The 13,235-nt window shown below is 75.3% G+C and carries 2 protein-coding genes; both read right to left on the bottom strand.

The features are described from left to right. On the bottom strand, positions 1 to 3,079 hold a 3,079-nt coding region (locus tag E1258_RS22645), incomplete at its 3' end, for a beta-ketoacyl synthase N-terminal-like domain-containing protein (RefSeq protein WP_207919675.1). Further along, positions 3,076 to 13,137 (bottom strand): SDR family NAD(P)-dependent oxidoreductase, encoded by a 10,062-nt coding sequence (locus E1258_RS22640; protein ID WP_207919674.1) that lies wholly within the window; start codon positions 13,135 to 13,137, stop codon positions 3,076 to 3,078. The genes E1258_RS22640 and E1258_RS22645, both read right to left, overlap by 4 nt. Positions 13,138 to 13,235 lie beyond the last annotated feature (98 nt).

The raw sequence follows: 13,235 nt of genomic DNA, 5'->3' as shown, positions 1-13,235 counted from the left end.
GGGTGACCGGGAACCAGTGCCGTTCCCCGGCGAACGGGTACGTGGGCAGCCGGATCAGCCGGCCGTCCGGGGCGGGCACGTCCTCGCCGGCCAGCCACCGTCCGGCCAGTGCCGCCGATGCCGAATCCCCGGTCGCCGCCCCGCCGAGGGTGCCGGGATCCGTGGCGCGCAGCAGGCGTACCGCCTCGTCGTGGTCGTCGGCGAGCACGGCGAGACGTACCCGCATGGGCTCGCGTCCGGCGCAGAGCGTGTGGGCGACGTCTGCCAGCGGCGGACGTACCCGGTCCAGGTGCTCGGCGAGCAGCGCCGAATACACGCGCAGGCGTTCGGCGCTGCGCGCCGAGAGCAGCAGGAGGTGCGGCCCGGAGCCCGTGCGCGGTGCGGGCACGGGCTCCGGCGCCTCCTCGATCACCACGTGCGCGTTGCTGCCGGTCAGACCGAACGAGCTGACGCCGGCCCGGCGGGGTGCGCTCGCGGTGCTCGGCCACGGCGTGACGGTCCGGTCCACGCGCAGCGGGGAACTCTCCAGCGACAGATACGGGTTGGGGTCCCGGAACCCGGGCATCGCGGGCAGTTCGCCGTGGCGCATCGACAGCACCACCTTGACCACCCCGGCCAGCCCCGCCGCGCCCTCCAGATGCCCCAGGTGCGCCTTGGCCGAGCCGAGCCCACAGAAGCCGACCCGGTCGGTGTGCCGGGAGAACGCCTCGGTCAGCGCCCGTACCTCGATCGGGTCGCCGAGCAGGGTGCCGGTGCCGTGCGCCTCGATGTAGCCGATCGTGTCGGCCGTGATTCCGGCGTCCGCCCAGGCGTCGACCAGCAGGCCAATCTGCGCCTCCGGGCGCGGCGCGGTCGGATTGTTGGCCCGACCGCCGTGGTTGGCCGCCGAACCCTTGATCACCGCGTGCACCGAGTCGCCGTCCCGCAGCGCGGCCTCGAGCGGTTTGAGCAGCAGCGCGACGACACCCTCACCGGGTACGTACCCGTCCGCCCTGGCGTCGAAGGTGTGGCACCGGCCGGTCGGCGACAACGCCTGCACCCGAGAGCCGTTGACGTGGTGCAGGGGGCTGAGGATGAGGTTGACCCCGGCGACCACGGCGGTGTCGCACTCCCCGCCCCGTAGCGCGCGTACCGCCAGATGCAGCGCGGTCAGCGACGACGCGCACGCGTTGTCCACCGGCACGCTGGGCCCGCGCAGGTCGAAGGTGTAGGACAGCCGGCCGGCCAGCGCGGAGACCAGCCCGGCACCGCCCTCGTAGTCGCCGATCGGCAGGCCGGCCCGGACGATCTCCTCCCAGTAGTCGCGGAAGCAGCTGCCCACGTACACACCGGTACGGCTGCCGCGCAGGCGGCGGCCGTACCCGGCGTCCTCGACGGCGGCGTGCGTCACCTCGAGCAGCAGCCGCAGCTGCGGGTCGAGCCAGCGGGCCTCGCGTGGGGCGATGCCGAAGAAGGTGGCGTCGAACCGGTCGGCCTCGATGAAGCTGCCCCACCGCGAGTAGGTGCGACCGGGCCGGTCCCGGTCGGCGTCGAACCAGGGCCGCCAGTCCCAGCGCTCGGGCGGAATCTCGCTGATCAGGTCCGTACCGGCGCGAAGATGGTGCCAGAACGTGTCCAGGTCGGGTGAGCCGGCGAACCTGCCGGCCATGCCGATGATCGCGATGTCCCGGCCGGTCGGTCGGTCCCTGGCCCGGGGCCCGGCCACGGCGTCCTCCGGGGCGGCCTCTCCCGCCGACGCGGTCGGGGTGGCCTCCGCCGACACGGCGGACGCCGCCGACACGGACAGGCCGGCCCCCGCCACCAATGCGGACGGGCTTGCTTCGGCCGGCGCGGCGGGCGACGGGGATGCCACGGTCTGCGGCGGGAACGCCTCGGGGTGTTCCCCGGCGAACCAGGCGGACAGCTCCTCGACGGTCTGGTATTCGAAGAAGAGCGTCGGGTACAGCTCCAGGCCCAGGTCCCCCTCGATCGTCCGGGCGAGCCCGATCAGTGCGGTCGAGTCGATGCCGAGGTCCATGAAGGTGGCGCGCGGGTCCACCGGGCGGTCCCCGTTGAGCGCGGCGAGGCGGCCGGTGAGGTAGGCCGCGACCCGTTGCCGTACCCCACCCGCCGGTTCCGTGTCGACCGGGCCGGTGGCTGTGGTCGGTCCAGCCGGCGTCGACGCGGTGTACCGGGCGTATCGGTAGGTGAAGCCGTCCAGCGCGAGCAGCACCCGGCCGTCGTCGGCGCAGAAGGTGACGTCCACGACCTCGGTGTCCGGCAACGACCGCACGTGCCGTACGAGGCAGTGGCAGTGCGCGCCGACCGGTTCGTACGCGCGGACCCGCTCGATCAGGAACGGGATCCACACGCCGGCCGCGCTGGCCGGGTCACCGCCAGCTCCCGCACGGGCAGGCAGTGCGGCGAGGCTGGCGACGTACGCCCCGTCGAGCAGCGCCGGGTCGGCGGTGTCGACGTACCGGAAGCCGACGAACTCGTCGGGCAGCCGCAGCTCGGCGAGCACCTGACCGGGCGTCGGCCACGCCCGGACGACGGTGGTCAGGGCGGGACCGCGCTGGCTCTCGGTTCCGCCGTACAGCGCGGCGCCGGGCAGGGCGGGACCGGTTGCGCGCAGGCCGGACAGGTCGACCGGCTCGGTGGTGTCAGCCAGCGGTTCGAACCGCCCGCCGGCCACCTCGCGCTCGCCGTCGCCGGTCTCCACCAGCACGGAGAACGATCCGTCGCCGACCGGGTCGGCCAGCCGGACACGAGCGGACTGCTCCGGCCCGAGCAGCACCGGCCGGCCGAGGGTCAGTCCGCGCACCGCCACCGGAGCCCCGGTGGCCGCGCGCCGAGCGGCCACGGCCACGGCGCACCAGGTCACGCCGAGCACCACCCGGGTCGCCGGGTTCCCGTCGAACGGGTTGCGGCCGAGATGGTCGCGGACGCGCGGCTCGTCGTACGCGAAGGTCCACCCGCTCGTGGCGCGTAGCTGACGGATGCGGGCGGATGCCTGCGCGCTGGTGAGGCGGCCCGTTCGCAGCTCGTGCAGGATCTGCCGCAGCTCGCCGCCGGACGGGGCGTCGGCGGTGGGACTCATCGATCGGCCTCCAGCAGCGCGAGGGCGTGGTCGGGGTCGATCCGCTGGTCGCGGACCGCGGCGAGCAGGTCCTCCAGCGAACCACCGGGCCGGTCGGTCGCCGTTCTGGTCGGCGGGGCGGGGGCCGGCACGGCCAGGGTGGGCGCGATGTCGGGCAGGTCGACCACCGGCCAGCCGAGCCGGTACCGGCGACGCCGAAACGTCGGCGGAGGCAGTGGGCGGCGGGTGACCAGGTGCCCGGCCGGCGGGGTGAACTCCTCCAGCACCAGGTGGGCGTTGGTGCCGCCGAATCCGAACGAGGAGACGGCCGCGCGGCGCGGCAGCCCGTGCGGCGGGCCCCAGCCCTGCAGCCGGGTCACCGGATAGAACGGCGACTCGGGAAACCGGAACCGAGCGTGCGGGCGAGCGCAGTGAAGGGTTGGGGGAATCACCCTGTGACGCAGCGCCAGCACCGTCTTGACCAGCGACGCCACGCCGGCCGCCCGCAGCAGGTGGCCGATGTTCGACTTCACCGAGCCCACCCCGCAGTAGCCGGTGCGGTCGGTGTACTCCCGGTGCACCCGGCTGGCGGCCCGGATCTCGATCGGGTCGCCGAGCAGGGTGCCGGTGCCGTGCGCCTCGAAGTAGCTGACGGTGTCCGGCGCGATGCCGGCCGCCGCGTACGCCCGGCGCAGCACCTCCTGTTGGCCCTCGGCGCTGGGCACGGTGAGTCCCATGGTGCGCCCGTCGTTGTTGACCGCACCGCCGAGGATCACCGCGAGGACATCGTCGCCGTCGCGCAGCGCGGCGGCGTACGGCTTGAGCAGCACCAGACCCGCGCCCTCGCCGATCACCAGGCCCTTGGCCCGCTCGTCGAACACGTAGCAGCGGTCGTCGTCGGAGAGCACCTCGGCCTTGCTGAACGCCACGTGCAGGTAGCCGTCCACGAGCAGCTCGACGCCGCCGACGACGGCCTGGTCGCAGTCGCCCGACCGCAGGTCGCGGCAGGCGTTGTGCACCGCGACCAGCGACGACGAGCAGGCGGTGTCGATGCTCTGCGCCGGACCACGCAGGTCGAACGCGTCGGCCAGCCGGGCCGCCATCATGTTGGGAATGGTGTTGACGATCAACCGGCGGGCGTGCTCGGCAGTCAGCCGTTCGGTACTGCGCTGGACGTAGTTGCTCTCACCACCGCCGATGTAGACCCCGGTCCGTGAGCCGGCCAGGTCCGCCGGCCGGTACCCGGCGGCGTGCCACAGCTCCTCGGCCAGCTCCAGCAGGATTCGATGGTGCGGATCCATGGCCAGCGCGTCGTCGTCGCCGATCCGGAACCGGGCCGCGTCGAAGCCGTAGATGTCGTCCAGGAACCCACCCCACCGCGAGTACGAACGCTGGGGCGCGGTGCGGTCCGCGCTGTAGAAGCCCTCCATCGCCCAGCGGTCGGCCGGTACGGTGCCCACCAGGTGCCGTCCTGAGCGCAGATTGTCCCAGAACGCGGCGACGTCCGGCGAGCCAGGCAGCCGGGCGGCCATGCCGATCACCGCGATCCGGCCGTCGTCCGCCGACGCCGAGGGCCGGTTCACCACGACCATCGGCGCCGCAGTGGGCGCCCCGGCCGGGGTCGGGGCGGGCGCGGCGCCGGCCGAGGCCGACGGAATGACGACGGGCGCGGCCGACGGGATGGTCACAGGCGCGGCAGCCGTGGCCGACGGGCCCACGCCCTCGGCGGACAGGTAGGCGGCCATGCCCCGGATGGTCGGGTGCTCGGCCAGCACGCCCGGTTCGACGACGACGCCGTACTCCCGCTCCAGGACGTTCATCAGTGACATCATCATGATCGAATCGACGCCGTAGCTGCTCAGCTCCTCCTCCGGGTCCAACTCGGCCGCGTCGACCTTGAGCAGCTCCGCGCAGATCCGGATGAGGCCCCCCTCCAACCAGGCCAGGCCCGACCCGGACGCCGCACCGGCCCCATCAGGACCGGCCATGCCCCGACCGGCCGCGTCCGGACCGGCGGGAAGGTCCACGGTGGTTGGTGCGGGTGCCATGCTCGGAGTGTCGGCCGCCAGCCGGGCCCGCAGCCGGGCAGGATCGCCGTACATGACGCCCACCTGCGGCTCGTTGCCCGCCAGTGCCGCCTCGAACGCTGCCAGGCCGGCCGTCGCCGGCATCGGTGCCAGCCCGGTGTCGCGCCACAGCCGCTCGCGGGCCACCTCGTCGACACGCATGCCGCCGTCGGCCCAGAGCGGCCAGGCCACCGAGACGGTACGGCCGGCGCGCTCGCCTCGGGCGCGCAGGTGCTCCCGCTGCACGGCGAAGGCGTCGAGGTACCGGTTGGCGTACCCGTATTCCGACTGTCCGGGGTTGCCGAGCAGCCCGGTGCAGGAGGAAAAGGTCACGAAGAGGTCCAGCTCGTCGCCGGCGGTCGCCTCGTCGAGCACCCGTACGCCGGTCACCTTGGGGGTCAGCACCTCGTGCCACTGCTCGTCGGTCTTGGTGGCGAGCAACCCGTCCCGGATCACCCCCGCTGCGTGCAGCACGACCTGCACACCGCCGAACCGGGACCGCGTCCGGTCGAGCACCGCGCCGATCTGCTCGGGGCACGACACGTCGGCCGCCTCGTAGACCACCGGTACGCCCAGGTCGGCGGACCACCCGGCCAGCCCGGCGTCGGGGCTGCCGCGACCGACCAGGACCAACGCGCCCGCGCCCCGGCGGGCGAGGTACTCGGCGAAGATCCGGCCCAGGCCGCCGGCACCGCCGGTGATCAGCGCGACCGCGCCGGGACGCAGCAGCGAACCGGCCGCCGTTGCGGGCTCCGCCTCGACCCAGGCAATGCGCAGCCGCCGGCCACCCGCGTACCGCACTTCGACCTCGTCGCCACCGGCGGCCAGTTCGGCCGCGACCGCCGAGGCGGTCAACGTGCCGTCGGTGCCGACCGTCGACAGGCGCAGCCGGCTGTTCTCCAGCCGCACGGTCCGGGCCAGCCCGGCCAGCGCCGCGCCCTCGGGGTGGTCGACGGGGTGCACGACGAGCAGGCGCGCCGGGCCCCGGGAGCGAACCGCTTCCCGGCATGCCCGGAAGACGGCCAGCGGCGTGGCCTCGACGACGTCCGCAGCGGCTGAGTCCGGGCCGGCGAGCGCGGTGGCCGGCACGCCGACGGTGAACACCCGCCCGGTGACCGGCTGCCCCGGTGCGACCGGCAGGTCCGCCGGCCGCCAGCGCGCCCGGAACAACAGCGCCGCACCGACCGCCGACGCCGGACCGGGACCGGGGATGGCGAGTCCGGCCGGCTGCGGCGCGGCGGCGACCGTCGGGGTCACGGCGGCGCAGAGGGTACGGACGGCCAAACCGAGCAGTCGGACGGAGACCCGCCCGGCGTCGTCGGTGACCGTGACGTCGAAGCGGCGTACGCCGGCACGGGCGGCACCGTCGCGGACCGCGTACGCCCAGCCCCGGCGGGGCAGCGGCGCGTCGATCAGCACCCGTGTGGCACTGAACGGCACCGACGGGGCGGCCCCGCCGACGTCGGTCAACCCGAGCAGGGTGTGCAGCGCGCCGTCGAGTATCCCCGGGTGCAGCCCGAACCGGTCGGCGTCGCCGGCCGCCTCGTCCGACAGCGCCCAGCGCGACAGCGCCTCGTCCCCGGCCGCGTACAGCTCACGCAGGCAGCGGAAGGTCGGGCCGTACCCGAAGCCGGCGGTGGTCAGGTCGCGGTAGCAGTCCGCGCCGTCCCGGCCGGCACCCAGCCGGGCCCGTACCGTCGGGATGTCCACTGCGGGCGGCGGGGCCGACGCGTCCGGCACCGTGCCGGTGCGGGCCTGCCCGTACGGGACGCCGCCGGTCGACCGGAACTCGATCCGCAGGTCGCCGTCTGCGGCGCCCGTCACGGTGGTGTACAGCTCGACGGGTTCGGCGTCCACCGTCACCGGCCGGGCCCAGAACACGTCCCGCAGGACGTTCACCGGCCGGCCGGCGTACCGCTGGGCGGCGACCCGGGCCAGTTCCAGGTAGGCCACACCGGGCAGGGTGCGCCGACCGGCGACCACATGGTCGCGGAGGAAGAACTCGGTCCCGTCGAGGCGGGTCACCATCCGCCAGCGTCCGTCGACGGTGCCGTCACCGTGCGCCAGCGGATGTCCGTCCACGGCACCGGCGGGCTGCCGGGCCTCGGGCGACGCGCCGCCGTCGCCGGTCGACCCGGCGAGGGCTCCGGGTGCCCCGGCGGTGGTCTCGAACCAGATCCGAACGGGTGCGAACGGGTACGTCGGCAGAGGTAGCCGCCGGCCGGACAGCCGCGCCGTCCAGTCGACGTCCACCCCGGACACCCAGGCCCGCGCCAGGCTCGCCGGATCGGTACCGGTCAGGTCGACACCGGCCGCCTCCGGCGACGCGGACGCCGCCTGCGTACCGTCGGCCCGGCGGGTGGCGACGGTTCCGGTCAGTACGCCCGGGGCGGCGCCGGTCGCGGCGAACGTGGCCAGCCGGTCGGCCAGCTCCGCGCGGTCGGCGACCACCGTCGCCAGCCGGGTGGACAGCGTCGCCCGTCCGGTGGCCAGGGTGTACGCGATGTCGGCCAGCGCCGGACCTCCGGGCAGCCGGGCGGCCAGAGCCCGCACGGTGGTGTCGGGTCGGCAGGCCGCCGGAGGCAGCGCCGTCCCCAGCACGGTACCGAGCCGGCCGGCGAGGGTGGCCGCGCCGACAAGGTCCATGCCCTGCTCGGCCAGGGGCGCGTCCAGGTCGACAACGGCGGGGGCGACGTTGAGCACGTCGGCGACCACCGCCCGTGCCCGGTCGAGGTCGGCGTCGGTCGTGTCGCGCAGGAAGGTCGCCAACCGGTCGGCGTACGCGCGCAGCCGCTCCGGGGTACGCGCCGAGAGCACCACGACGTGCTCCCCCGACGGGTACGGGTCGCCGGCCGGCTCCGTGACGTGCTCCTCCAGTACCACGTGGGCGTTGGTGCCACCGAAGCCGAACGAGCTGAGGCCCGCCCGACGCGGCAGCGTCACCCCGCCAGGGCTGGTGGGGCGCGGCCACGGCATGGCCCGGTCGACCACCCGGAACGGGCTCCCGTCCAGGGTCAGGTACGGGTTGGGCGGGCTGGCGTGCAGGGTCGCCGGGAGGGTCCCGTGCCGCAGCGCCAGCACCACCTTGATCAGTCCGGCGATGCCGGCGGCCGGTTCCAGGTGCCCGATCTGTGACTTGACCGAACCCAGTCCGCAGCCACCGGGGACGGGCGTCGGACCGCCCCGCCGGCCCGCCTCCTCGAACGCCTCCCGCAGTCCCTCGACCTCCACCGGGTCGCCCAGTTCGGTGCCGGTGCCGTGCGCCTCCACGTACGAGATGTCCGCCGCGTCGACGCCCGCGTCGTCCCAAGCGGCCAGCACCAGGTCGGCCTGGGCGCGGGAGTTCGGTGCGGTGGGTGAGCTGGCCCGGCCGCCGTGCCCGACCGCCGAGCCGCGCAGGACGGCGTACACGTGGTCGCCGTCGGTGAGCGCCCGCTCCAGCGGCTTGAGCACCACCACGCCCACGCCCTCGCCCCGGACGTAACCGTCGGCGTTGGCCGAGAAGGTACGGCACCGGCCGGTGGGCGAGGCGACGCCCATCTGGGTGGTCAGGATGTGGTACCGGGGGGTGAGCATGAGGCTGACGCCACCGGCGACGGCCAGCTCCGATTCCCCCGACCGCAGCGAGCGGATGGCCCGGTGCACCGCCACCAGCGACCCCGAGCAGGCGGTGTCGATCGCCTCGCTCGGGCCGCGTACGTCCAGCAGGTACGACAGCCGGTTGGGCAGCATGGCGTGCTCGTTGCCGGTGCCGATCTGCGCCACCCGGATGCCGGCCTCCTCCAGCAGCTGCCCGTACTCGCGGAACTGCACGCCGGCGAAGACGCCGACCCGGCGGCCGGCGAGCATGGTCGTGGACCGGCCGGCGTCCTCCAGCGCCGCCCAGGCGGTCTCCAGGAAGATCCGGTGCTGCGGGTCGATCAGTTCGGCCTCGCGCCGGGAGATGCGGAAGAAGGCGGCGTCGAAGTGGTCGGCACCCTCGATGAAACCGCCCCACCGGCTACGGGAACGACCCTCCGTGTCGCCGCCGCAGGCGTGCACCGCCCGCCAGTCCCAACGGTCGGCCGGCACCTCACCGATCAGGTCCCGGCCGGCGACCAGGTTGCGCCAGTACGCGGCGAGGTCCGGTGAGCCCGGAAACCGGCCGGCCATGCCGACCACCGCGATCGGTGCCCCGCCCCGGCTCGCGCCGGACGGGGTCGGTTCCGCCGACCTGGGTCGCGTGAGCGCCACCGGCTGCGGGCCACCCGACGGCGGCTCCGGCGCCCCGCTCCGGGCACCGGCGGCGGTCCCTTCCGCGAGAACGGGCGCCGGGGCGGAAACGGGGTGGACCGGCGGGGCGGCCACGGCGTGGGGTGCCGGGTCGGCGGGGAGGTGCGCGGTGGCGTACCGGGCACGCAGGGCCGCCCCGTGCCGGTCGGCGAGGTGGTCGGCGACCTCCCGGAGGGTGCCCCGGGCGAAGAAGAGCGTCGGGGAGACCGGAACGCCGAAGACGTCGGTCAGCCGCTGGGCGTAGGTCTTCAGGCTGAGCGAGTCGAAGCCGAACGCGCTGAGGTTCTCGTCCGGCACCAACCGGTCGGCGTCGAGCCGTAGCACCTCGGCAGCGACCGCGCGCACCTCGCTCCGCAGTCGCTCGGGCCAGTCGTCGGGGGCGTCGTTTGATGCCCCACCGGACTGGACCGTGCCGGCTCCCGCCGGCACAGCCCCGACCGGCGGTTGATCGCCGGCGGCTGCGGCGGGCAGCACCACGGTCTGCGACCAGCCCCGGGCGAGGGCCAGGTCGAGGATGTCGAGCCCGTCGGTGGTGGAGAGCGGCACCACCCCGGTCGAGCGCAAATACAGGTCCTCACCCGGCAGGTGCATGCCCCCGTCCGCCCAGAGCGGCCAGTTGAGTACGGCGGTGGCGCCGCGACGCTGCCCGGCGGCCCGTCGGGCCTCCCGCCACTCGCCGAAGGCGTCGAGGAACCGGTTGGCCACCCCGTACCCGCCGAGGCCGAAGTCGCCAAGCACGGCGGCGGCCGAGGAGAACAGGACCACCGCGTCGAGGTCCTCGTCCCGGGTCGCCTCGTCCAGCGCCAGCACGCCCGTCACCTTGGGGCGCAGCGTGGCGGCCAAGCCCGAATCGTCCACGTCGGTCAGTGGGCGGGGGTCCAGCACGCCGGCCGCGTGCACCAGCACGTGCGTCCCGCCGTACCGCTGCCGCAGCCGGGCCACGAGGTCCCGGGCGGCGGTCGGGTCGGCCACGTCCGCCGACAGGTAGACCGCGTCGGCGGCGCCCTCGCCCCGCAGGGCGGCCAGCACGGCTTGTCCGTCGGCGGTCAGCGGCGAGCGACCCACCAGCACCATCCGGCCGTGGTGGCGGCGGGCCAGGTGAGCGGCGACGATCCGGCCGAGTCCACCCATGCCTCCGGTAATCATGCAGACCGCGCCGGGGCGGATCCGCACCGCCGGGCCGGTGGCCACGTCGGCCGGACGCAGTCGGCGGACCAGCCGTGCGCCGCCCACGTGGCGGACCTCGGGATCCGACCCGTGCCACTCGGCCAGCGAGCGGTCGACACATTCCGCCGGCGGGAGGTCGCCGCCGACCCCGACCGTGCTGAACCGCAGGTCCGGCACGGCCAGCCCGGCAGAGCCGGCAAGCGCCGCCACCGCCTCGGCGTGCGGCTCGGGTGCGGCGGCGTGCCGGATGACGGTGATCATGCGGCGCACCGGCAGGCCGGCCCGGCCGATCGCCCGGACCAGGCGCAGCGCCGCGCCGACGGTCCGGTCCACCGGGTCGGGAACCTCGTCGTGCAGCGGCCACAGGTGCAGCACCCCGTCGGGTACCGGTCCCTCGGCCAGCGCCGCCGCTAGGCGGTCGAAGTCGTCCGCGCGGGCGGGGTCGACCCGGTGGACGGTCAGCGCCGGGCCGCCCACCGCACCGGCCGTCCCGGCGGCTCCGTTGGGACGAACCAGGATCAGCCGGGTCGACGGCCAACGGACCCGCACGTGACGGGCGTCGTCGTCGGTGCCGAGCAGCAGCAGGGTGGCCGGCGCGTCACCGCCGCCCGGGGCCGGTGCCGGCTCCCAGGCCGGCGCGAAGAGGCCAGCCGCGGCCGGCGCCTGCGGCACACCGACCGCCTTGGCGACCGCCGGCGTCGGGACGGCCGGCACAGTGGCCGCACGGGCGGCCGGCGGGGCCGGTAGCCGGTAGACCTCGCGGGCGAACCGGTACGTGGGCAGCGGCACCGGCCGGGGAACGTCACCTGGGTGCAGCCCGTGCCACGGCACCGGTACACCGGACACCCACGCGCGGGCCAGCGCGGCGATCCGGCGCCGGTCGACCAGGAGCGCCACGTACGCCTGCCCGTCGTCGCCGTCGAGCAGGCCGGCCACCGCGTCGTCGGACGTACCGGCTCGGCCGCGCACCACGCCCGCGACCTGCCGCCCGGCGGCGAACGCGCGCAGCCGGTCGGCCAGCTCGTCGAGGCTGCCGGCCAGCACCGCGAGCCGTTCCGGGCACGCGGTCCGCCGCTCCTGCAGGGTGTACGCCACGTCCGCCAGGCGCGGGCGGTCCGCCCGGTCCGGACGGCTGACCGCGTCGGCCAGCGCCAACGCGTACTCCCGCAGCGCCTCGCCGGTGCGGGCCGAGACCGGCACCAGGTGCTCACCGGCCGGCGGCAGCCGGTGGTGCCCGCCCGTCCCGGGCGCCTCCTCGACGAGCACGTGTCCGTTGGTGCCGCTGATGCCGAACGCGCTGACCGTGGCCCGTCGGGGCGCACCGGCCGGCGCCGGCCAGGGGCGGGCCTCGGTGGTCAGGTAGAACGGCGAGTCGTCCAGCGCGAGCAGCTCGTTGGGCTCAGTGACGTTGATCGACGGCGGGATGGTCCGGTGCCGGATCGCCTGGATCACCTTGATCACTCCGGCCACGCCGGCCGCCGCGGCGGTGTGGCCGATGTTGGCCTTGACCGAGCCGAGGGCGCAGTAGTCCCGCTCGTCGGTGAACCGCCGGTGGGCGCGGGTCAGTGCCTCGGCCTCCACCGAGTCACCGAGCCGGGTGCCGGTGCCGTGCGCCTCGGCGTACCCGATGGTCCGCACGTCGATGCCGGCGCGCCGGTAGACGTCCACCTCCAGGTTGGTCTGGGAGCGGGCGCTGGGCGCGGTGAGGCCATTGGTGGCGCCGTCGTGGTTGACGGCGCTGGCCCGGATCACCGCGTAAACGTGGTCGCCGTCGCGCCGCGCAGCGGTCAGCGACTTGAGGGCCAGCACGCCGACGCCCTCGCCGGGGACGAACCCGTCGGCGGCGGCGTCGAACGGCCGGCACTGGCCGCTGGCGGAGAGCACACCGAGGTTGCTCATCGCCACGTGGAACCGGTGCGAGCCGGAGACGAAGACACCCCCGGCCAGCGCCAGTTCGCTCTCGCCCGCCCGGATGCTCTGCACCGCCAGGTGCAGCGCCACCAGGGACGACGAGCAGGCGCTGTCGACCGCGACGCTGGGGCCGCGTAGGTCGAGCACGTACGAGATCCGTCCGACCAGGACGGACGAGTACCCGCCGAGGGTGACCCCGGCCTCCAGAGGCAGCCCTGCCTCCTCCGCGCGGGCCGGAAGGTCGCTGCCGGTGGTGCCGGCGAACACGCCGCAGGCCAGCCCGGCCAGCCGTGGAGCCGGGTAGCCGGCGTCCTCCAGGGCCTTCCAGGCGTGTTCCAGGAACAGCCGCTGCTGCGGGTCGGCCAGTTCGGCGTCCCGGCCGGACATGCCGAAGAAGAGCGGGTCGAACCGGTCGACGTCGGGCACGAACCCGCCCACCCGGCAGTGCGTGGTGTCCGGCCGGTCCGGGTCCGGGTCGTAGTGCGCGTCGATGTCCCAGCGGTCGGCCGGTACCTGCTCGACGGCGCACCGCCCGGCCACGATGGCCGCCCAGAACTCGTCCGGGTCCCGGGCGCCGGGGAACGCGCAGGACATGCCGACGACGGCGACAGCTCCGTCGTCGGACGCCGGCTGAGGAGCCGCCGGCCCATTCTGGTCGGCCACGGGGCCGGCGGTCACCGGCGCGTTGACACCGGTCGCCGGGGCACCGTCGGCGGGGGTGTCGACGACGGGGACGGGAAGCGGCGCGCCCGTGGCACGGG

This window comes from Micromonospora sp. KC207 (assembly GCF_004348615.1).
Taxonomy (GTDB): Bacteria; Actinomycetota; Actinomycetes; order Mycobacteriales; family Micromonosporaceae; genus Micromonospora.
The sequence above is the reverse complement of the archived record's forward strand: the minus strand, read 5'-3'. Positions and strand labels throughout refer to the sequence as shown.